The organism is Stenotrophomonas sp. MH181796 (genome assembly GCF_009659995.1).
Lineage (GTDB): Bacteria > Pseudomonadota > Gammaproteobacteria > Xanthomonadales > Xanthomonadaceae > Stenotrophomonas > Stenotrophomonas riyadhensis.
Map to the genome: position 1 here is coordinate 425,401 of NZ_RAHU01000001.1, position 20,811 is coordinate 446,211.

At 68.3% G+C, this 20,811-nt stretch carries 19 protein-coding genes; 12 read left to right on the forward strand and 7 right to left on the reverse strand.

Translation table 11 applies throughout. The features are described from left to right. Nucleotides 1-104: 104 nt before the first annotated feature. A complete protein-coding gene (locus tag D5301_RS01955; RefSeq protein ID WP_153854616.1) occupies nt 105-1,163 on the reverse strand; it encodes a CDP-glycerol glycerophosphotransferase family protein in 1,059 nt (352 codons plus the stop codon). Here D5301_RS01955 and D5301_RS01960 point away from each other — a divergent pair. Together D5301_RS01960 and D5301_RS01965 are read left to right on the forward strand one after the other, a co-directional pair. Continuing rightward, nucleotides 1,162-1,980 (forward strand): glycosyltransferase family 2 protein, encoded by an 819-nt coding sequence (locus D5301_RS01960; RefSeq protein WP_153854617.1) that lies wholly within the window; start codon nt 1,162-1,164, stop codon nt 1,978-1,980. The two genes, D5301_RS01955 and D5301_RS01960, sit on opposite strands and share 2 nt — an antisense overlap. Before the next feature lie 43 nt (nt 1,981-2,023). Next, nucleotides 2,024-3,145 (forward strand): glycosyltransferase family 4 protein, encoded by a 1,122-nt coding sequence (locus D5301_RS01965; protein WP_153854618.1) that lies wholly within the window; start codon nt 2,024-2,026, stop codon nt 3,143-3,145. A gap of 18 nt (nt 3,146-3,163) precedes the next feature. On the opposite strand, the gene D5301_RS01970 is transcribed toward D5301_RS01965, so the two are convergent. The 4 genes from D5301_RS01970 to def all read right to left on the reverse strand — a co-directional run bounded on the left by D5301_RS01970 (nt 3,164) and on the right by def (nt 7,800). After that, a complete protein-coding gene (locus D5301_RS01970) occupies nt 3,164-4,885 on the reverse strand; it encodes a glycosyltransferase family 39 protein (RefSeq protein WP_153854619.1) in 1,722 nt (573 codons plus the stop codon). Between the two features lie 23 nt (nt 4,886-4,908). Then, entirely contained in the window at nt 4,909-6,240 is a 1,332-nt protein-coding gene (rsmB, locus tag D5301_RS01975) for a 16S rRNA (cytosine(967)-C(5))-methyltransferase RsmB (protein WP_164160820.1), read from the reverse strand. Between the two features lie 3 nt (nt 6,241-6,243). Further along, nucleotides 6,244-7,167: a methionyl-tRNA formyltransferase gene (gene fmt, locus D5301_RS01980; RefSeq protein WP_153854620.1), complete on the reverse strand. Its 924-nt coding sequence runs from the start codon at nt 7,165-7,167 to the stop codon at nt 6,244-6,246. A gap of 120 nt (nt 7,168-7,287) precedes the next feature. Beyond that, the gene (def, locus tag D5301_RS01985; RefSeq protein ID WP_110713876.1) at nt 7,288-7,800 is read right to left on the reverse strand and encodes a peptide deformylase; all 513 of its coding nucleotides are present in this window, start codon (nt 7,798-7,800) and stop codon (nt 7,288-7,290) included. A 126-nt stretch (nt 7,801-7,926) separates the two neighbouring features. Here def and D5301_RS01990 point away from each other — a divergent pair, with 126 nt between their 5' ends. From D5301_RS01990 to D5301_RS02030, 9 genes are all read left to right on the forward strand, one after another. Then, complete coding sequence (locus D5301_RS01990) at nt 7,927-9,060, forward strand: LysM peptidoglycan-binding domain-containing protein (protein ID WP_110713877.1); 1,134 nt, start codon at nt 7,927-7,929, stop codon at nt 9,058-9,060. Between the two features lie 130 nt (nt 9,061-9,190). Next, a complete protein-coding gene (dprA, locus tag D5301_RS01995; RefSeq protein WP_153854621.1) occupies nt 9,191-10,318 on the forward strand; it encodes a DNA-processing protein DprA in 1,128 nt (375 codons plus the stop codon). Between the two features lie 43 nt (nt 10,319-10,361). Continuing rightward, complete coding sequence (locus D5301_RS02000; protein ID WP_005411195.1) at nt 10,362-10,835, forward strand: DUF494 family protein; 474 nt, start codon at nt 10,362-10,364, stop codon at nt 10,833-10,835. Between the two features lie 39 nt (nt 10,836-10,874). Then, a complete protein-coding gene (locus D5301_RS24430; RefSeq protein ID WP_324187244.1) occupies nt 10,875-11,639 on the forward strand; it encodes a pilin in 765 nt (254 codons plus the stop codon). A gap of 49 nt (nt 11,640-11,688) precedes the next feature. After that, nucleotides 11,689-12,621 (forward strand): RDD family protein, encoded by a 933-nt coding sequence (locus D5301_RS02010; RefSeq protein WP_110713881.1) that lies wholly within the window; start codon nt 11,689-11,691, stop codon nt 12,619-12,621. A 193-nt stretch (nt 12,622-12,814) separates the two neighbouring features. After that, entirely contained in the window at nt 12,815-15,295 is a 2,481-nt protein-coding gene (locus D5301_RS02015; RefSeq protein ID WP_110713882.1) for a DNA topoisomerase I, read from the forward strand. Between the two features lie 131 nt (nt 15,296-15,426). Then, nucleotides 15,427-16,017 carry a Sua5/YciO/YrdC/YwlC family protein gene (locus D5301_RS02020; RefSeq protein WP_019338925.1) on the forward strand — a complete coding sequence of 197 codons (591 nt, stop codon included), beginning with the start codon at nt 15,427-15,429 and terminating at the stop codon, nt 16,015-16,017. A gap of 43 nt (nt 16,018-16,060) precedes the next feature. Then, on the forward strand, nt 16,061-16,756 hold the full coding sequence (locus tag D5301_RS02025) for a DUF4124 domain-containing protein (protein ID WP_153854622.1): 696 nt from the start codon (nt 16,061-16,063) through the stop codon (nt 16,754-16,756). 35 nt (nt 16,757-16,791) lie between these two features. Further along, on the forward strand, nt 16,792-17,529 hold the full coding sequence (locus D5301_RS02030; RefSeq protein ID WP_153854623.1) for a hypothetical protein: 738 nt from the start codon (nt 16,792-16,794) through the stop codon (nt 17,527-17,529). Between the two features lie 94 nt (nt 17,530-17,623). Here the strand turns inward: D5301_RS02030 and D5301_RS02035 are convergent, their stop codons facing one another. Continuing rightward, a complete protein-coding gene (locus D5301_RS02035) occupies nt 17,624-18,400 on the reverse strand; it encodes an SDR family oxidoreductase (protein WP_110713885.1) in 777 nt (258 codons plus the stop codon). 111 nt (nt 18,401-18,511) lie between these two features. Here D5301_RS02035 and D5301_RS02040 point away from each other — a divergent pair, with 111 nt between their 5' ends. Further along, entirely contained in the window at nt 18,512-18,724 is a 213-nt protein-coding gene (locus tag D5301_RS02040; RefSeq protein WP_153854624.1) for a hypothetical protein, read from the forward strand. A gap of 98 nt (nt 18,725-18,822) precedes the next feature. Here the strand turns inward: D5301_RS02040 and sppA are convergent, their stop codons facing one another. After that, a complete protein-coding gene (gene sppA / locus D5301_RS02045; protein WP_153854625.1) occupies nt 18,823-20,745 on the reverse strand; it encodes a signal peptide peptidase SppA in 1,923 nt (640 codons plus the stop codon). Nucleotides 20,746-20,811: the final 66 nt, after the last annotated feature.

Sequence of the window (20,811 nt, forward strand, 5' to 3'; positions counted from 1 at the left end):
CCCGGCCTTGAAACAGGTAGTGCCGGCCGCTGGCCGGCATCCGCCGACATTACCGAGATTGCCGGCCAGCGGCCGGCACTACCGCGAGCGGGGTCAGCGAGGCTTCAGCGCTGCGACGGGCCCCAATACCCCAGGTCCTTGCGGATCTGCAGATCGCGCACCCAGCTGCCGAACGGCTTGCGCCGCAACGCACCCATTTCACCGGACAGGAAATCCTCGGTGGCCGCGATCACCCGTTCGCTGGAGCGGCCATCGCGGTAAGGGTGGATGGCGTCGGCGTAGCGCACGATCTCCGCCTGCAGCACGGCGTCCGGGTGCAGCGCGCGCTGCAGCATCGCCGGCAGCTGCGCAGGATCATCGAAGTCGATCATGTGCGGCTTGGGCACGCGGTTGCGGAAGGTCACCACCGGCTTGTGCTGGACGATGAACTCCGAAACGATCGACGAGGTATCCGAGACCAGCACGTCGGCGGCACGCTGCGCGGCCATCACCTGTTCCGGCTCGATGAAGCGGGCATTGGCACCGGCCAGCGCGCGGTAGCGTTCGAACAGTTCCGGCGGGCACTTCGGGTGCAGGGTCAGCAGCCAGTAGTGGTCGCCGGCGGCGATATCAGCGGCGATCTGCGCATGCAGGTGTGGGGCCGCACTCAACCGTTCAGTGAAGGTCGAGCCGAACAGGATCACCGGGCGGTCTCCGGCCGGTGCGCGCAGCGCGGAACTCTCGCCACCGTCATCGCGGAACAGCGGGTCCAGCTTCGGCCAGCCGGTCTCGGCCACCGCGAAGTGGCCCTGCAGGCTGGCCATCTCCCGGAACGGCGCGGTGGTGGCCGGGCCCTGCGTGCAGTACAGGTCGAACATGCCGCGCACCCGGAAGTGGCCGCGCGCGCTGTCCCGCTTCTCCACGTTGAAGCCATGGAACAGCTGCACCTTGGCCCCGGACAGGAATGTCGGCACCCAGTTGGCCGCGCTGAACACCGCCCGCGGACGCATCGCCAGGGCCTGCTTGAGGCCGATGTTGGGCACCCCCGGCAGGCTGCTGCCAGCCGCGCCGCCTTCGAACCAGGCCGCCACCTCCTGCCCGGAGGCGTGCAAGGCCTGCGCCAACGGGGCGAGAATAGGCAGCGCATAACGCTCCGTCGCAAACAACAGGTACCCGGCCATCATGTCCTCCACGACCGCTCCCATCGAACGGCCTCGCATCTCGGCGTGCATTATCGCGTTCAACGAAGCCGGGCGCATCGGCGACTGCCTGGCCTCGCTGGCCTTCTGCGATGAGATCGTGGTGGTGGACTCGTATTCCACCGATGCCACCGTAGCCATCGCCGAGGCCGCCGGTGCCCGCGTGCTGCAGCGCCCGTTCGACGGCTTCCGCAGCCAGAAGGCGTTCTGCGTCGAGCAGGCCCGCCACGACTGGGTGCTGTGCCTGGATGCCGACGAACGGATCAGCCCGGCGCTGCGCACGGCCATCGAACAGGTCCGTGACGGCGGCTTCGCCGGCCATGCCGGCTATCGCTTCGCACGCCTGTCGGAGTACTTCGGCAAGTTCCTGCGCCATGGCAATGCCTATCCGGACCGGGTGATGCGCCTGTTCGACCGCCGCCGCGGGGGCTGGCGCGGCAAGCGCGAGATCCACGAGGCCGCCAGCGTCGACGGCAGCGTGGGCACCCTGCCCGGCGACCTGATCCACTACCCGTACCGGTCTTTGCAGCAGCAGTTGGCCAAGACCGAGAAGTACGCGCGGATGATGGCCGAGCACGAGTTCGCGCGCGGCAAGCGGGCCACACTGGGCAAGCTGGTGCTGGCCCCGGCCTGGCGGTTCTGGCGCGGATTCCTGTTCCGCGGCGGCTTCCGCGATGGCTGGCACGGTCTGGTCTACGCCTATGTACGGGCCAACTACGTGCGGCAGAAGACCATCATGTTGTGGATGCTGGGCAATGGACAGGCGGTGGCCGACCCGGCGCCTTCCGCGGACCGGCCTTGACCACGCTGTGTCACACTGCGCGGGCGTTGCCTGAAGACCCCCCATGAAAATCCTGTACACCAACTTCCACTACGGCGACGGTGGCGGTCACACCACGTACATCGTCTCGCTGGCGCGGGCCCTGCATGGCCAGCACACGCTCCATGTCGCCGCACCGGCCGACAGCCGCCTGCTGCGGACCATGGCCGATGAAGGCATCGCCCGCACACTGCCGATTGCGTTCGGCAGCGGCCTGCCAACGCTGCCCCGGCAGCTGGCCGAACAGCGCGCGCTGCGCAGGCTGGTGCGCGAAGAAGGCATCGACCTGATCCACGTCAACGGTGCACGTGACCACCGCTTCGTGATGCAGGGCCTGCTCGGCATGCGCCGCCCGCCGATCATCCTCACCAAGCACAACAGCAAGCCGACCAACACCCTGGGCAACGCCTTCCGTGCCCGCCTGGCCACCGACCGCGTGATCGCAGTATCGGCCGACACCAAGCGCCTGCTGGAACAGGGCCCGTACCGTCGCTGCCCGATCGACGTCGTCCGCAACGGCGTGGACCTCGAGCGTTACTCGCCACAGCCGGCCGGCACCGGTTGCGCGTTGCGCCAGCAATGGACGCAGGATCCACAGGCGCTGGTGCTGGTCAGCAACGCCGGCACCGACGATTACAAAGGCTGGATCGACCTGGCCAAGGCCATCGCGCGGCTACCCGATGCGGTGCGTCCGCACGTGCACATGGCCGTGGCCGGCCACCTGCCCAGCGCGCAGCAGCGCGAACAGGTGCAGGCGCTGGGCGAGGTCGCCGCACAGGTGCACTTCACAGGCCTGCTGGCCGATACCCGCGTGCTGATCGCTGCCGGCGACGCTGGCTTCGTACTGTCCCATGACGTCGAGACGATCTCCTTCGCCTGCCGCGAAATGATGGCCAGCGGCAAGCCGATGCTGGTCAGCGACTATGCGGGCCTGCCGGAGAACATCGAACCAGGTGTCGATGGCTGGGTGGTTGCCACCCGCGACATCGACGCCATCGCCGCACAGGTTCAGACGCTGTACGCACAGCGCGATGCGCTGCCGGAACACGGACGTGCAGCACGCCGCCATGCACAGCGGGAGTTCGGCCTGCAGACATTCGCCGACGCCACGCTGGCCAGCTACCACGCCGCCCTGGCCAGCACCTGAGCCGCGTTGCCCGAACGCTCAATCGGCGATCCCGGGTCCCTGCAGGCGGCGCTCGTGCTCGAGGTCCGCCGCCGACGGCCGGCAGGTGCCTGCAACCGCGTCGGCAGGCACCAGCCACCAGCGGCGACGATTGGAAATGCCCGCCATCTCGGCCCGCGCACGATCAATGCAGGCCTGCATCGCATCCTCGTTCACCAGCAGCCAGCGCTGCTGCGGAACCAGCCGCTGCCAGCGCACGGCCGCCTGCAGCTGTTCATGCCAACGCGCTTCGAATCCAAAGGTGGCCGCCGGGCGATCGGCCATCAGCAGGTTCTGCTCTTTCCATGCCACCAGTCCCAGCTCGGCCTGCGGGCCGATGCGTGCGCTGACTTCACGCATCAGGCCACGGGCCGAGCTGGAATCGTTCAACACCGGATAACCGACCAGGCTGTACAGCACCCAGACCCCGGCCAGGCTGGAAACCAGGGCCACGTGCCGACGCCGGCGCCCGCACACCCCTAGGCTCAGGGCCGCCCAGATCGCCATCGCCAGCGCCGCCCAGGCCAGCGCATCGGTGGCGCCGGGAAGCAGCCCGCGGCCATGGGTGAGGCGCACTTCGAAACCGGGATCACCCAGCAGCGCCAGCGCACCGACCAGGCCCAGCGCCAATGCCAGCACCATGGTGAAAGCGCCCAGCACGCGCTGCACGTCGCGCCGCCTCAGCAGCCCGGGCAGCAACGGCGCCAACGCCAGGCAGAACATCGGCAATGCCGGCAGGATGTAGACGTCGCGCTTGCCGTGCGGAATGGAGAAGAACAGCACGACCAGCAGCCACCAGGCCAACGGCAGCAGGTAGCGCGCATCGCGCCGACGCAGCCGCCGGAACCAGGCCGGAACTGCCCACGGCAGCAGCAGGAACGCGGGAATCCACATCGACGGCATGATCGCCAGGAAATACCACCACGGCTGGTGATGGTCCCAGGACTGCGTATAGCGCCGCGCAGTCTGCCGGAACAGGATGTCGTCCATGTAGGCGCGGTACGGCTCCGAGCCGGTGGCCAGGCCGGCCAGCAGCATCGGCGCCAGCCACAACGACACCGCCAGCAGGAAGACGAGCGGTGCCAGCCAGAAACGCAGGTCGCGCACATGCAGGCGCACCCGCGGCCAATGCAGCATGGATGCGATTGCGGCCGGCGCGATCATCATCAGCGCCAGCACGCCTACGCCCTTGGTGATCACCCCGATGCCGGCGAAGAACCAGCCGAGCCACCACCAGCGCCAGGCCGGACCCAGCAGCAGATGGCGCAGCAGGCCGTAGTTGGCCAGGGTGATGAACAGCACCACCAGCGGATCGATCTGCGCCTTCTTCGCCTGGAAGGTGAAGTGCAGCGCGAACAGCAGTGCCCAGCCCGCGTACAGCCCCACCTGCCGCGTCCACAGGCGGCGGCCGAGGTCGACCACGCACCACAGCGTGCCCAGCGCAGCCAGCAAGGAGGGCAGCAGGAACGCCACCCGCCAGTGGCCGACCAGGCTGTACAGCGTGGCCTGCCACCACATCAGCATCGGCGGCTTGTCCGAATACAGTTCGGGGCCGCGATGCGGGAACAACCAGTAACCGCTGTCGACCATCTGCTTGGCCACCAGCGCGAAACGTGGCTCATCCGAGGGCCACGGATCACGGAGGCCCAGACCGGCCCCCAGCACCAGCAGGGCCATCAGCACGAACAACCACGTCTGGCGCGACGCGTGGGTTTTCAGCATGGGACTCGAAACGGCAGCGGGGGTCAGGCTGCTTTTATCAGACGCGCGTAGAAGAAACCGTCAGCATCGTTGTCACCCGGCAGTCGCTGGCGTGCCACGCCTTCGCAATCCACGCCGAACTCGTCACCCAACGGCTGCGCCACGGCGTCCGGATGCCACTTCAGGAACGCGCGCACCTGATCGATGTTCTCGGCACGCAGGATCGAACAGGTGGCATACAGCAGCACGCCACCCGGCCGCAGCATCGACCAGCAGGCTTCCAGCAGGCGCGCCTGCACGCCGACCAGCGCGTCGATGTCTTCCGCACGGCGATGGAACATCACGTCCGGCTGGCGACGGATCACACCGGTGGCTGAACACGGTGCATCCAGCAGGATCGCGTCGAACGGCACGCCGTCCCACCACGAACCGGGATCACTGGCATCGGCAACCAGCGTCTGTGCATGCTCGCCCACCCCGGTGCGGGTGTAGGTGTCGCGTGCACGGGCCAGCCGGCGCGCGTCGATATCCAGCGCCAGCAGGCGCAGGCTGGGGTCACGCTCCAGCAGGTGCGCCGACTTGCCGCCCGGTGCCGCACAGGCATCCAGCACGCGCGCACCGGCCACCGGCGCCAGCGCATCGGCCGCGCATTGCGCCGACAGGTCCTGCACCGACAGCGCACCGTCTGCGAAGCCAGGCAACTGGTTCACGGCAACGGGGGCCGCCAGGCGCAATGCGTCGGTGCAGAGCGCACTGGCTTCGGCGCCGATGCCGGCGTCGGACAGCGTGGCCAGCACCTTGTCGCGACCACCATGCTGGCGGTTGGCGCGCAGCCACAGCGGTGCCGGCTGCAGGCTGGCGTTGAAGATCGCCTCGGCCTGCGCCGGCCAATCGCGCTCGATCGCATCGGCCAGCCAGTCCGGGAAGGCGTCGCGTGCAGGCTGCTCCGGGAAACCCTCGCGCTGCGCGCGGCGCAGGATCGCATTGACCAGGCCCGCCTGGCGCTCGCGACCCAGCGCGCGTGCCGCATCGACGGTGGCCGACAGCGCCGCGTGTGCCGGCAGCTCCAGCACGTCCAGCTGGGCGAAGCCGACCATCAGCAGCGTGCGCAGATCGGCGTCACGCGCCGACAGCGGCTTCTGCATCCATGCCTGCAAGGCAGCGTCATAGGTACTGCGGCGACGCAGGACAGCGAAACACAGTGCTTCCAGCAGCGCGCGGTCGCGGCTGTCGGCCAGCTTCGGCAATGCCCAGGCCAGCTCTGCCTTCAACGAACGGCCACGGGTGAACACCTGGGCCAGCACGCGTGCGGCCAGCATGCGCGTCGCCGCGCCCGGCGCCGCCTTGGCGATGGAAAAATCGTTCTGCTTCGACACCGCTTACGCTCCCACGCGCAGGTCGCGGCGAGCGTTGAGGTAGTCGGCGGCGGTGATCGCCTTGCCGCCTTCACGCTGCAGCACGCGCAGGCGCAGAGCGCCCTGGCCACAGGCGATGTCGATGCCATCGCGGCCGGCGGCCAGCACCGTACCCGGTGCCTGGCCGTGGTCCGCCTCCAGCGCCACCGCGCCATGGATGCGCACGCGTTCGCCGGCCAGCGTCGCCTCGGCGATCGGCCACGGATTGAACGCGCGCACGGTGCGCGCCAGCGCGCCTGCATCCTGCGCCCAGTCCAGCTTCGCTTCGGCCTTGTCCAGCTTGTGTGCGTAGGTCACGCCCTGTTCCGGCTGCGGTCGCGCGATCGGCTTGATGCCGGCGCGCAGCAGGCCCAGGCCGTCGGAGAGCACCTGTGCGCCCAGCTCGGCCAGCTTGTCGTGCAGCTGGCCACCGGTATCGGTGGCGGCGATCGGCAGCTCCTGGTGCAGCAGCACCGGGCCGGTATCCAGGCCGGCCTCCATCTGCATCAGGCACACACCGGTCTTTGCGTCACCGGCCTGGATCGCACGCTGGATCGGCGCGGCACCGCGCCAGCGCGGCAGCAGTGAGGCATGCACGTTCCAGCAGCCATGGGTCGGAATGGCCAACACCGCCTTGGGCAGGATCAGGCCGTAGGCCACCACCACCATCAGGTCCGGCTGCAGGTCGCGCAGTTGCTGCTGGGCGGCTTCACCCTTCAGCGACTCCGGCTGGTAGACCGGAATGCCGCGGGCCACGGCTTCGAGCTTGACCGGCGACGGCGCCAGGCCACGGCCGCGCCCGGCCGGGCGATCAGGCTGGGTGTAGACGGCCACGACCTCGTGATGGCGCGCAGCCGCGCGCAGCGATGACACCGCGAATTCCGGCGTACCGGCAAAGACAATCCTCATGGCTACCCCACTTGCAGGATGGATTCGTGCAGGAAAGAAAACGGCGCCGTCGGCCGGCGCCGTACAGCCCGCGCGCGTCGCGCAGGCACGGGCCACCCGAAGGGCGGCCCGGATTGGCGATCACGCCACGTGCTTGCGCTGCTTGGCCAGCTTCTTGCGCACCATCTCGCGCTTGAGCGGCGACAGATAGTCGATGAACAGCTTGCCGTCCAGGTGATCCATCTCGTGCTGGATGCAGGTGGCCAGCACTTCGCCGGCTTCCAGCTCCTGCTGCTGGCCATTGCGGTCCAGGTACTTCACGGTGATGGTGTCGGCGCGGGTCACGTCGGCGAAGATGCCCGGGACCGACAGGCAGCCCTCTTGGTACACCCGGCCTCCGTCCTTGGCGACGATTTCCGGGTTGATGAACACATGCGGTTCATTCTTTTCTTCGCTGACATCGATGACCATGAAGCGCTTGTGCACGTCCACCTGGGTGGCGGCCAGGCCAATGCCCGGGGCGTCGTACATGGTCTGGAACATGTTGTCGATCAGTTCCTGGAAGGCCGGCGTGGTGACTTCGGCGGCTTCGATCAACGCGGCCTTGGTGCGCAGGCGCGGATCGGGGAACTCGAGAATGGGGAGAAGGGCCATGGCTGTTTCCGGATAGGGGGCCGGCACGCCGGCATACGTCGCAGATTCTAGCTCCAACGCTTGCCTTGCGCCCCGGTTTCTGGACTATAGTGCGCGGACCTGTTGGGGAATCAGGGCTTCACACCTATGTTGCTTCGTTTTCGTACGGTCGTCGCCGCGGCGATGCTGACCGTGGCTGCCTATGCTACCGCCGTGGAAGTGAATGGCGGGCACCCGGACACCTATGTGGTCCGAAAAGGGGACACGTTGTGGGATATCGCCGCACGTTTCCTGCAGAAGCCGTGGCTGTGGCCGGAGATCTGGCAGGCCAATCCGCAGATCGCCAATCCGCACCTGATCTATCCCGGTGACGTACTCAGCCTGGCCTATCTGGACCGGGTGACCGTGGCGGCCCGGCCCGGCCCGCGCCAGGAGGCCCCGATCGACGCCATTCCGCTGGCCCAGGTCGAGCCGTTCCTGAAGCAGCTGAGCGTGGTCGACAGCGTCAAGCAGCTGCCCTACGTGGTCGGCCTGGAGGACAGCCGCCTGCGCGTGTCCGGTGGCGACACCGTCTACGTGCGCCTGGCCGATGCCCAGGTGGGCCAGCGCTGGGCCGTGGTACGCCCGACCGTGCGCTACGCCCAGCCCAAGCCGACCGAGGACCTGACCGCCAATGGCGACGTCACCCCCGGCAGCGGCAACCTGTGGAAGGCCTACAACGCCCCCAACGCACGGCGTGGCGTGCTCGGCTACGAGCTGGCCCAGGTCGCCACCGGCACCATCACCCAGATCGCCGGCGGCAAGGTCGAGGCCTCCACGCTGGTGCTGGACAAGAACGTCGGTGGCCGCGAAGTGCGCGCCGGCGACCGCCTGGTGCCGGTCGAAGCCAAGCCGTACGACCTGCAGTTCGTGCCCCACGTGCCCGCCGCGGGTGTCGAGGGCGTGGACGTGCGCGTACTGGCGGTGACCGACATGTTCACCGCCGGTGGCCCGCGCGACGTGATCGCGATTTCCGCAGGTCGCGCCCAGGGTGTGGACAACGGCACCGTGTTCTCGCTGTGGCGCCCCGGCCGCCACGTGGCGCACCGCATGAAGTACCCGACCTCGTCGCGCATGGACGACTCGCTCAGCACCGGCGCGGGCCGGGTCTCGCTGCCGGACGAATATGCCGCGCACGCGATGGTGTTCCGCACCTTCGACAATGTCAGCTACGCGCTGGTGATGCAGGGCGTGAAGCCGGTGCGGGTGGGCTACAACGCGCTGCACCCGGACGCGAAGTAGCGGTTGCCGGGCTGCCCCGGCCACCGCAGGGAGTGCCAGCCACCGGCCGGCAGGCACCTCCGGCAAAACCTGACAGTCACATGCGAAGGCGCCCTAGGGCGCCTTTGTTGTGTGCGGCCGATAGTGGGGGATGACCACGCATGCATATGAGGCGCTGCTGCGCCTGCTGATGGCGGGAGGCGCACTGGCGCCCCGACGGGCCCTGCTGCAGGCCGCAGGCGGTGCGGAAGCCGCCATCGCGCAAGGCACTGCGACCTGGCGCGCACACGGTTGCACGCCGGAGCAGTGCGCCGCGCTGGAACACCCCGATATCCGGGCATGGACAGCCGCACGGCGCTGGCTGGATGACGACAACCACCACCTGTTGGCCTTCACCGATCCGGGATTCCCTCCCCCCCTGCTGGATGTGCCCAACCCGCCTCTGGCGCTGTTCATCGCCGGCGACCCCAGCCTTGCCTGGCGCCCCTCGGTGGCGCTGGTCGGCAGCCGCTCGCCGACGCCAGGCGGACGCGCGCTGGCCGCCCGGTTTGCTGGCTGCTTCGTCGAAGCGGGCCTGGCGGTGACCAGCGGACTGGCGGCAGGCATCGACGCGGCCGCTCACCAGGCCACGCTGGACGCCGGTGGCTGCACCGTGGCGGTGATCGGCACCGGCCCGGACCGGACCTATCCGGACAACCATGCCCGGCTGCAGGCCCGCATCGCCGCCGAAGGCGCGGTGCTCAGCGAGTACCTGCCGGGCACACCGGCACGCCCCGGTCACTTTCCAGCCCGCAACCGCCTGGTGGCCGGGCTGGCGCTGGCGACGGTGGTGGTCGAGGCCGCCCAGCGCTCCGGCGCATTGATCACCGCGCGCCTGGCCGCCGAGGCCGGCCGCGAGGTCTGCGCCCTGCCCGGTTCGGTACTCAACCCACGCGCGGCGGGCTGCCACCGGTTGATCCGCGAGGGTGCGGCACTGGTCGAGCGCCCGGAGGAGGTCCTTGAACTGCTGGCCCCCGCCCTTCGCCAGCAGTTGCCGGGCTTGCAATCACGGCTCGCCACCCCCACTGAACAGGCACCGCCGGCGCTCCTGCCGGCGCGCTGGGCCGACGACCCTGACTACCAGTGCTTGTGGCGGGCCCTGGACCACAACCCAAGCGGTATGGATTCACTGATCACGCGCTGTGGATTGACGGCGCCCCAGGTGTCCTCCATGCTGCTGGCCATGGAACTGGCGGGAATCGTGGTGTGCGTACACGGCCGCTACTGTCGAACTCCCTAGTTTCTTCACCTCCACAGCGTCGCGCGACGCAGGCCGAGGGGCAATGAAAGAGAGCATCCTGGACGTACTGCTGTACCTGTTTGAACACTATTTCAGCGAAGATGCGGACCTGATCCGTGACCGCGATTCGCTTCAGAACGGCCTGATCCAGGCCGGTTTCAGCCCAACCGAGATCAACAAGGCGTTCGACTGGCTCGATGCCCTGGCCGCGCAGCGGCCGAGCGTGGCCCAGGCGCGGGTCGATGGCCCCGTGCGCGTCTACCACGGCCCCGAGCTGGACAAGCTGGACGTGGAATGCCGTGGTTTCCTGTTGTACCTGGAACAGCACGGCATCCTCGACGCCGACCAGCGCGAGCTGGTGCTGGACCGGGCCATGGCCCTGGACCAGGACGAACTGGACCTGGACGACCTGAAGTGGGTCGTGCTGATGGTGCTGTTCAACCAGCCCGGCTCCGAAGCGGCGTACGCCTGGATGGAGACGCAGATGTTCATGGACGAGCCAGAACCCCTGCACTGACCGTACACTTGGGGGCATAGCGCATTCAGGAGCGTCCCCGTGAGCGAGTGGTTCCATGCAGAAGGCAACCGGCAGCAGGGTCCGCTGCCGGCGGAACAGTTGGTCGAGTTGTTCCGCAACAACCAGATCTCCCTGGACACCCTGGTCTGGCGCGACGGCCTGCCGCAATGGCAGCCGTTGCGCACCGTGGTGGACGAACTCGGCCTGATCGTGCCGGCACTCGACGCTTCCGCACCAACCATCGAGCCGGAACCGGAACCGGAACAGGCACCGGCGGCACCGCCTCCGCCGCAGCCGCCGGTGCTGCCGCCGTCCACGCCGTATGCCGCCACCCCGCCGGCCGGCGTGTTGCCGCCACCGAAGAAGAAGCTGTCCGGCTGCGCCCTCACTGCGATCATCGGCGGCGGCCTGCTGCTGGTGCTGGTACCAATCCTGGCCATCCTGGCCGCCATCGCCCTGCCCGCCTACAAGGACTACACCGTGCGCGCCAAGGTTGCCGGCGCAGTGGCCGCGCTGCAGCCGTTGAAGGACCAGGTGCAGCATTTCGCCGATGACGAAGGCCGTTGCCCCGGTGCCAACGACGCTGGCTTCCCGGCCCCTGGCGACTTCACCCAGGTCGGTCTCTCGGCGGTGAACATCGGCCGCTTCAACAACGGCCACTGCGGCATCGAAGCCACCCTGGCGCTGCCCGGCAAGAGCCTCGATGGCGATCTGCTGTGGCTGGAATACGATCGCGACAGTGGCCGCTGGGAATGCAGCGGCGAAAGCGACGACAAGTACCTGCCGCCGTCGTGCCGCGGCTGAACCGCGCACACACCGGCACCTCCAAGGACGATCCAACAGGGAACATGCAATGACTGAGTGGTATTACGCAGAAGGACAGCAACGCCAGGGGCCCTTGCCGGTCGAGGAGATCCGCCAGCGCTTCCAGCGCGGCCAACTGAACCTGGACACCCTGGTCTGGCGCGAAGGCATGGCGCAGTGGGCTGCGCTGCGCCAGGTGGTCGACGAACTCGGACTGCAGACACTGGCTGACGCCAGCACGGCCACCGCCAGCGGCGGCTTCGACCTGCGTGGCGACTATGCCGCCATCGACAACGGTACGGCGCCACTGCCGGGCACCGGCGCCCTCAGCAGTTCGCCCTACAGCGCCCCTGCGGCGCTCGGCGGCGGCGGCCATGCCCAGCCGGTGATGGGGGGCGAGGTGGTCTATGCCGGCTTCTGGAAGCGCGTAGCGGCCTACATGATCGACTACTTCGTGCTGGTCATCCCGGGCAGCATCATCGGCGCCATCCTCGGCGTGGTGCTCGGCGCCAGCATGGGCGCGGTGGGCAGCGGCGAATCGGCCATCGAAGTGGTCGCCCAGCTGTCCAGCGCACTGATCAACTTCGCCATCGGCATGGCGTACTACACCTGGTTCCATGCCTCGAAGGGTGGCGCCACGCTGGGCAAGATGGCGGTCGGCATCAAGGTCGTGCGCAGCAATGGCGAACGCCTGACCAAGGGCCGCGCATTTGGTCGCTACTGGGCCATGCTGCTGAGCAGCTTCACCCTCGGCATCGGCTTCCTGATGGCGGCGTTCACCGAGCGCAAGCAGGGCCTGCACGACATGATCTGCGACACCCTGGTGGTCGACCGCTGGGCCTACACCGACCAGCCGCAGCTGCAGCGCCGGGAGCTGGGAACGGTCACCGTGCTGGTACTGGTGCTGACCGGCCTGCTGTCGCTGGTGGGCCTGGCCCTGCTGGTATTCGCGGTCGGCTTCATCGCCAAGATGGCCTCCTGAACGGCCATCCTCACGACTGGCTGCTTGACAGGGGCTGGCCGGGCGTGATTCCTCTAACAAGGTGAAACCTGAACGCCCGGCACATTACCGGGCGTTCAGTTTATGGATTTGCCCGTGGCCGCTTCACTAATGCGGCCGTTTGCTCCACCCTAGCGGCCCCTTCCCCACGGTTCGCCCCACAGACCCTGCTGCCATGCCCAAGCACCTGCTCATCGTCGAATCGCCGGCCAAGGCCAAGACGATCAACAAATACCTCGGCAAGGACTACACGGTCCTGGCCTCGTATGGGCATGTGCGTGACCTGATTCCGAAGGAAGGCGCAGTCGACCCGGACAACGGGTTCGCCATGCACTACGACGTCATCGACAAGAACGAGAAGCACGTCGATGCAATCGCCAAGGCCGCCAAGGGCGCCGACGACATCCTGCTGGCGACCGACCCGGACCGCGAGGGTGAAGCGATCAGCTGGCACATCGCCGAGATCCTGAAGGAACGCGGGCTGGTCAAGGACAAGCCGATGCAGCGCGTGGTGTTCACCGAGATCACCCCGCGCGCCATCAAGGAAGCCATCAGCCAGCCGCGCGCGATCGCCAGCGACCTGGTCGACGCCCAGCAGGCGCGCCGCGCGCTGGACTACCTCGTCGGTTTCAACCTGTCGCCGGTGCTGTGGCGCAAGGTCCAGCGCGGCCTGTCCGCCGGCCGCGTGCAGAGCCCGGCGCTGCGCATGATCGTCGAGCGCGAGGAAGAGATCGAAGCCTTCATCGCCCGCGAGTACTGGTCGATCGCCGCCGAGTGCGCGCACCCGTCGCAGCACTTCAACGCCAAGCTGATCAAGCTGGACGGGCAGAAGTTCGAACAGTTCACCATCACCGACGGCGACACCGCCGAGGCCGCCCGCCTGCGCATCCAGCAGGCCGCGCAGGGCTCGCTGCATGTCACCGACGTGGCCAGCAAGGAGCGCAAGCGCCGCCCGGCACCGCCGTTCACCACCTCCACCCTGCAGCAGGAAGCCTCGCGCAAGCTCGGCTTCACCACCCGCAAGACCATGCAGGTGGCGCAGAAGCTGTATGAAGGCGTGGCCATCGGCGACGAGGGCACCGTCGGCCTGATCTCGTACATGCGTACCGACTCGGTGAACCTGTCGCAGGACGCACTGGCCGAGATCCGCGACGTGATCGCCCGCGACTACGGCATCGCCTCGCTGCCGGACCAGCCGAACACCTACCAGACCAAGTCGAAGAACGCCCAGGAAGCGCACGAAGCGGTGCGCCCGACCTCGGCCCTGCGTACCCCGGCCCAGGTGGCACGCTTCCTCACCGACGACGAGCGCCGCCTGTATGAGCTGATCTGGAAGCGTGCAGTGGCCTGCCAGATGATTCCGGCCACCCTCAACACCGTCAGCGTCGATCTGTCCGCCGGCAGCGAACACGTGTTCCGCGCCAGCGGCACCACCGTGGTGGTGCCCGGCTTCCTGGCCGTGTACGAGGAAGGCAAGGACAGCAAGAGCGCCGAGGACGAGGACGAAGGCCGCAAGCTGCCGGCGATGAAGCCCGGTGACCGCATCCCGCTGGAACGCATCCAGGCCGAACAGCATTTCACCCAGCCGCCGCCGCGCTACACCGAAGCGGCGCTGGTGAAGGCGCTGGAAGAGTACGGCATCGGCCGTCCCTCGACCTACGCCTCGATCATCCAGACCCTGCTGTTCCGCAAGTACGTGGAAATGGAAGGCCGCAGCTTCCGCCCGTCCGACGTCGGCCGTGCGGTGTCCAAGTTCCTGTCCAGCCATTTCACCCGGTACGTGGACTACGACTTCACCGCCAAACTCGAAGACGAGCTCGACGCCGTCTCGCGTGGCGAAGAAGAGTGGATCCCGCTGATGGCCCGCTTCTGGGAGCCGTTCAAGGAACTGGTCGAGGACAAGAAGGAATCGGTTGATCGCGCTGAAGCCAGTGGCGCGCGCGAGCTCGGCACCGACCCGAAGACCGGCAAGCCGGTCAGCGTACGCCTCGGCCGCTTCGGGCCCTACGCAGCCATCGGCAGCACCGCCGAGGACGCCGAGGAGAAGCCGAAGTTCGCCTCGCTGCGCCCCGGCCAGTCGATGCACACCATCTCGCTGGAAGACGCGCTGGAACTGTTCCTGATGCCGCGCGCGCTGGGTGAGGACAAGGGCGAACCGGTCAGCGTCGGCATCGGCCGCTTCGGTCCGTTCGCCAAGCGTGGCAGCACCTATGCCTCGCTGAAGAAGGAAGACGACCCGTACACCATCGACCTGGCCCGCGCCGTGTTCCTGATCGAAGAGAAGGAAGAGATCGCGCGCAACCGGATCATCAAGGAGTTCGAGGGCAGCGACATCCAGGTGCTGAACGGCCGTTTCGGCCCGTACATCAGCGACGGCAAGATGAACGGCAAGATCCCCAAGGATCGCGAGCCGGCATCGCTGACCCTGGCCGAAGTGCAGCAGCTGATGGAAGAAACCGGCAAGCCGGTGCGCAAGGGCTTCGGCGCCAAGAAGGCCGCCGCGAAGAAGGCCCCGGCAAAGAAGGCGGCGGTGAAGAAGGAAGCGGCGCCGAAGAAGGCCGCTGCCAAGAAGGCCCCGGCAAAGAAGGCGGTGAAGAAGGCTGCCGCGAAGAAGGCCCCGGCCAAGAAGGCCGTCAAGAAGGCCGCCAAGAAGTAGGTCCACGCCATGCGTGGATGAGGGGGTAGTGCCGGCCGCTGGCCGGCACCCTCCATAAGCATCAGATGCCGGCCAGCGACCGGCACTACCGGGTGCCAGGGTCCACCCCATCTGCACGCAGCGGGGGGATAATGAAGGCCCACGCCGGGCCGGTCGCCGCCATGAAAGAACTCACCCTCGACTCTGCTGTCGCCACGCTCCGCGCGGGCGGCGTGATCGCCTACCCCACCGAAGCGGTCTGGGGCCTGGGCTGCGATCCTTCGCACGAAGCCGCCGTGCACATGGTGCTGCGGCTGAAGCAACGCCCGATCGAGAAGGGCATGATCCTAGTCGCCGCCGAGTTGGCGCAGCTGGAAGGCTGGGTGCGCCTGCAGGCGCTGCCCGACGCCCGCCAGCGCGCGGTGCTGGCCAGCTGGCCCGGTGCCAACACCTGGATCCTGCCTGCCGGCCCGCGCGCGCAACCCTGGGTCACCGGCGAACACAGCGGTATCGCGGTGCGCATCAGCGCGCACCCGCTGGTGGCCGAACTCTGCCGCGCCTGGGGCGGCCCGCTGGTCTCCACCAGCGCCAACCTGGCCGGCGAGCCACCAGCCCGCAGCCGCGAAGAGCTGGATCCGCGCCTGCTGCGCCTGCTCGATGGCATCCTCGATGGACAGACCGGCGGCCTGGCCCAGCCCACCCCGATCCGCGACGCGCTCAGCGGCAACGTGCTGCGCTCCTGAGCCGGCGATTGCGCTGCCGCGGACAATCACGCACCCTGCCGCCATGACCCTGCTGCGCGCCACCCTCAGCCTGTGCCTGCTGCTGCCGTGGACGGCACCCGCCGCCGAGGCCGAGGACGTGCGTGTCTACCGCTGCGTTGCCAGCAACGGTGCCGTCGCCCTGCAGGACAGGCCGTGCAACAGTGGCCACCAGGAAGTACGCGACCTGCAGCGCCCGCGCGCTCCCGCCCCGCGCGTGGTGCGCAGTGATGCCACGCCCCCGCCGCCCAGCGAAACGCCGGTCATCCGCGAGCGCGAAGTCCGCCACGTCTACATCCAGCCGCCGCAGCCGATGTACGAATGCGTGAGCGAGGACGGCCGGCGCTATACCAGCGACAACAACGAAGGCAATCCACGCTGGGTACCGCTGTGGACCAGTGTCTGGCTGCCACACGGCCATCGTGGTCCAGCCTACCCCGGACCACGCCCGGCCATCGGCACGCCGGCCGGTACCCCCATCGGCGAAGGTGCGGGCTATCGCCCGCCGTCGGTGGGCGTGGGTGTGCAGGTTCCAGCCGGCAGCGTGCTGGTCCGCGACAGCTGCCATGCATTGCCGCCGCAGGAAGTCTGTGCACGCCTGCGCGACCGCCGCTGGGAACTGGACCGGCGCTACAACAGCGCACTGCAGAGCGAACGCACGGCCATCAGCAACGAACAGCGCGGCATCGACGCACGCCTGTCGCGCGACTGCGAGCGCTGAGCGCAGCGCTCCGTCGCAGGCTGTACGCTGTGCGCATGAACAGAGTGATCTGGCTGCTCCTGGTGCTGCTGCCCGGAAGCGCATTGGCCGAAGAGGGTGTGATCTACCGCTGTACCTCCAGCAGTAGTGACGTCCCTACCCTGCAGCGCACGCCGTGCCCGTCCGGCAGCAAGCAACAGGTGCTGCGCGTGCCCGCCCCGTCCAGTCCGCAACCTGCCGCGGTCGAGCCCTCATCAGCGCCGGCTCCTGTTTCCCCTCGGGTTCCGGCAGTGACCGAACCCGCGCCCGGCACGGCGGCCACATCGGCGCCACGGCGCGCGGACCAAGGGCGCACGATCATGGAAGCAGGCATGGTTGAACGCGAGGGCGAGAATCAGATCCTCGACAGCGCGACGCTGCGGCGCGATGCCGACGCCCGCGCCGCCGCCGGCGACGGACCACCGAAGCCGCCACTGCCGCCGATCTTCCAGTGCACCGACAGCCAGGGCAGTGGCTACCTGCACGAATACGAGCCTGCACCCGGCCGCTGCGAACTGATGACGGTGCAGGGTCTGGGCGGCGTCACGCCGGTGAATGCGGCCAGCTGCGAGGTGGTACGCGACCGCTGCGAGGAACTGCCCGAAACGCAGCGCTGCGGCAGCTGGCAGCAGCGCTTCCGCGATGCACGCGGCCGTGAGCGCTTCGCCGCCCCGGAGAACCGCGATGCCGCACGCAGTGAACGCGAGCGGCTGCAGGGCGTGCTGGAGGCCAGCAACTGCCCGGTGCCAGGGTGACGGCCACCCGGTAGTGCCGGCCGCTGGCCGGCAACCACAGGATCTTCAGATGAGTGCAGTTGCCGGCCAGCGGCCGGCACTACCTGCTGAAAGATCAGAACCCGTAGCGCAGGAAACCACCATCCACCGCGATGCACTCGCCGGTCACATAGCCGGCCGCCGGCAGGCACAGGAAGCCCACGGCTGCGGCCACTTCCTCCGGCTCGCCGATGCGGCGCATCGGCGTGCGGTTGATCACTTCCTCGTAGTAATCCGGGTCCGACAGCGGACCGGACGTGCGCCGCGTCCGGATGTACCAGGGCGCCACCGCGTTGACCCGGATGCCATCCTCGGCCCACTCGACGGCCAGGTTGCGGGTCATCTGGTGCATCGCGGCCTTGGTCATGCCGTAGACCACGCCGCTGCGCACATGGGTCAGACCGGACACGCTGCCGACATTGACGATCGACGACGAGGCGTGCCGGGCCAGCAGCGGATGCGCGTAGCGCGACAGCTCGAAGGCCGAGAACAGGTTGGTCTCGAAGATCCTGCGCCATTCATCCTCGGAGTATTCCGTCGCCGCCTTGGTGACATTGCCACCCGCGTTGTTGACCAGGATGTGCAGGCCATCACTATGATCCTCCACCCAGTCCAGGATCTGGCGGCGGTCCTCGTCGTCTGAGACATCGGCGGCCAGCGCATGCACCTGCATCTGCGGATACACGTCCAGCAGTTCGTCGCGCGCGGTCTCCAGCATGTCGATATCACGGCCGACGATCATCAGATCGGCGCCGAAGCCAGCCAGTTCATGCGCGATGGCCAGGCCAATGCCGGCGCTGGCGCCGGTGATCAGGGCGGTCTGGCCGTCCAGGCGCCACCGTTGCTGGGTCATGTGTTCTCCCGGGCCGCGCCCGCTGTGTTTCGATGCGGCAAGGATACGCGCTCACGGCCGCCCCCTGCCGAGGATGCGACACTGCCGGTACGCCCACTGCGGAGAGCCGCCATGCGCATCCTGATCCTGTCCATGCCCCTGCTGGCCAGCGTGCTGCTGGCGGCCTGCCAGCGGCCGCCGACACCGAACCCGGAGAAGCCGCCAGCACCGCAGGCGATGGCGCGCGCGATGCATGAGCCGCTGGACCGCGCCAAGGACGTGCAGAAAACCGTGGACGATGCTGCCGCGCGTGAGCGCAAGGCAGAGGCCGACGCAACGCAGTGACCTGTGGGGTCAGAGCCCTTTGCGGGGCAGAGGGATCCGACCCCACCAACGAAAACGCCCGGCCAGGGCCGGGCGTTTTCATTCGTCACCGTTGCCGATCAGAACCCGCAGAAGCAGTACGCCAGCGCCTTCACCGGCGTGCCGTTGCCCTTCTCGCGGGCCGCGTTCTCGACGAAACGCAGCTGCGTATCCACTTCCGGCATCGTGCGTGCCAGCATCATCCGCGCCATGCCCGAGTCGGACAGCATCCAGGCACCGGCGCGGCTGCCGGCGAAACCGCTGACGAACTGCGCGAACGGCGTCGCCGCCTTCTCGATGTAACGCACACGGTAGGCATCGGCCTTGCCCAGCTTGGCGCGGCTGGCGGCGTCGGCCACGGCATCCTTCAGGCCACCGAAGGCGTCGACCAGGCCGCGTTCCTTGGCCTGTGCACCGCTCCACACGCGGCCGCGGGCCACCTCGTCCACCGCCTCGATCGGCTTCTTGCGGGCGTCGGCGACGCGACCGGTGAAGTCGGCGTAACCCTTGTTGATCACCGTCTGGATGACCTGGCCCACGGCCGGATCCATCGGGCGGGTGACATCGAAGGCACCGGCGAAGCGGGTGGTACCGACACCGTCGGTATGCACACCGATCTTGTCCAGCGCGCGGCTGAAGTTCGGGACCATGCCGAAGATGCCGATCGAACCGGTGATGGTCGACGGATCGGCGTAGATGCGATCGGCGTTCATGCTGATCCAGTAGCCACCGGAAGCGGCCAGATCGCCCATCGACACCACCACCGGCTTGCCGGCGGCCTGCAGGGCCACCACTTCGCGGCGGATCTGCTCGGAGGCGAACACTTCACCACCCGGCGAATCCACGCGCAGCACCACCGCCTTCACGTTCTCGTCGTCACGCGCGGCACGCAGCAGTGCCGAGGTCGACTCGCCACCGATGCGGCCGGCCGGCAGGTCGCCGCCGCTGATCTCGCCTTCCGCCACCACCACGGCCACCTGCGGACGCGAGTCCACCGGGTTGCGGCGCGCATCGAGCTGGCCCAGGTAGGTGCCGAAGTCGACGTTGCGGAAACCACCGTCGGCATCGTCGTCGGCCACGCCGCGCTCGATCATCAGATCCTCGAATTCCTCGCGGGTCTTCAGCGCGGTCACCAGCTTCTGCTGCAGCGCAAACTTGGCCAGGTCGCCACCGGCGGCAGCAATGCCTTCCGGCAGCGTGTCGATGCCGGCGGCCAGCTGTGCCGGGTCCAGGCGACGCGCCTTGGCGATGTCCGCCAGGTAGCGCTGCCACACGTCGTTCATCCAGAACAGGTCGGCTTCCTTGGAGGCCGGCGAGGCGGCGTCGAGCACGTACGGCTCGGCCGCGGACTTGTACTCGCCCACCTTGAACAGGTGCACGTCCACGCCCAGCTTGTCCTGCAGGCCGGTGCGGAAGTACTGGCGGTAGCGGCCCAGGCCCTCGAGCACCACCGACCCCATCGGGTCCAGGTAGACCTCGTCGGCCTGTGCGGCCAGCAGGTACTGCGACTGGCCCATGCTCTCGCTGTAGGCCACCAGCTGCTTGCCGGAGGCACGCAGGTCCTGCAGCGCGGTGGCCACTTCACGCAGCGAAGCGAAGCCCGACGGCTGCAGCTTGTCCAGCTCCAGCACCACGCGCTCGATCTTCTTGTCTTCCTTGGCCGACTCGATCACCCGCAGCAGGTCGCGCAGCTGGATCTCCTCGGCGCCGTTGTCGCCCACCGCCTTGGCCAGCGCGCGGCTGACCGGATCGGCGCTGAACTGCTCGACCAGGCGGCCCTCCGGCGCGATCACCAGGGTGGTGCGGTCCTGCAGCGACTTGCTGGCACCGGCGCCCATGCCGGCGGCGATGACGAACATCACCAGCAGCAGGAACAGCAGGCCGAAGAACACCAGGTTGAGGATCAACCGGCGGGTGAAGTTCATGACGTCCCACAGCCCGATGAAGAAACTGGCGACGGGGTTGCGACGCGCCGGGGGCAGCGGGGGCACGGGTTGATTCATGGAACGCTCCGGATGGCTTCTTGCCGTGGTGCCAGCATAGCCGGTGCCGCGTGATGCGGCATCGGA

Coding starts and splice junctions, on each gene's coding strand:
- D5301_RS01960 (WP_153854617.1), top strand. CDS start 1,162: ATGTCCTCCACGACCGCTCCCATCGAACGGCCTCGCATCTCGGCGTGC.
- D5301_RS01955 (WP_153854616.1), bottom strand. CDS start 1,163: ATGATGGCCGGGTACCTGTTGTTTGCGACGGAGCGTTATGCGCTGCCT.
- D5301_RS01965 (WP_153854618.1), top strand. CDS start 2,024: ATGAAAATCCTGTACACCAACTTCCACTACGGCGACGGTGGCGGTCAC.
- D5301_RS01970 (WP_153854619.1), bottom strand. CDS start 4,885: ATGCTGAAAACCCACGCGTCGCGCCAGACGTGGTTGTTCGTGCTGATG.
- fmt (WP_153854620.1), bottom strand. CDS start 7,167: ATGAGGATTGTCTTTGCCGGTACGCCGGAATTCGCGGTGTCATCGCTG.
- def (WP_110713876.1), bottom strand. CDS start 7,800: ATGGCCCTTCTCCCCATTCTCGAGTTCCCCGATCCGCGCCTGCGCACC.
- D5301_RS01990 (WP_110713877.1), top strand. CDS start 7,927: ATGTTGCTTCGTTTTCGTACGGTCGTCGCCGCGGCGATGCTGACCGTG.
- dprA (WP_153854621.1), top strand. CDS start 9,191: ATGACCACGCATGCATATGAGGCGCTGCTGCGCCTGCTGATGGCGGGA.
- D5301_RS02000 (WP_005411195.1), top strand. CDS start 10,362: ATGAAAGAGAGCATCCTGGACGTACTGCTGTACCTGTTTGAACACTAT.
- D5301_RS02010 (WP_110713881.1), top strand. CDS start 11,689: ATGACTGAGTGGTATTACGCAGAAGGACAGCAACGCCAGGGGCCCTTG.
- D5301_RS02015 (WP_110713882.1), top strand. CDS start 12,815: ATGCCCAAGCACCTGCTCATCGTCGAATCGCCGGCCAAGGCCAAGACG.
- D5301_RS02020 (WP_019338925.1), top strand. CDS start 15,427: ATGAAGGCCCACGCCGGGCCGGTCGCCGCCATGAAAGAACTCACCCTC.
- D5301_RS02025 (WP_153854622.1), top strand. CDS start 16,061: ATGACCCTGCTGCGCGCCACCCTCAGCCTGTGCCTGCTGCTGCCGTGG.
- D5301_RS02030 (WP_153854623.1), top strand. CDS start 16,792: ATGAACAGAGTGATCTGGCTGCTCCTGGTGCTGCTGCCCGGAAGCGCA.
- D5301_RS02035 (WP_110713885.1), bottom strand. CDS start 18,400: ATGACCCAGCAACGGTGGCGCCTGGACGGCCAGACCGCCCTGATCACC.
- D5301_RS02040 (WP_153854624.1), top strand. CDS start 18,512: ATGCGCATCCTGATCCTGTCCATGCCCCTGCTGGCCAGCGTGCTGCTG.
- sppA (WP_153854625.1), bottom strand. CDS start 20,745: ATGAATCAACCCGTGCCCCCGCTGCCCCCGGCGCGTCGCAACCCCGTC.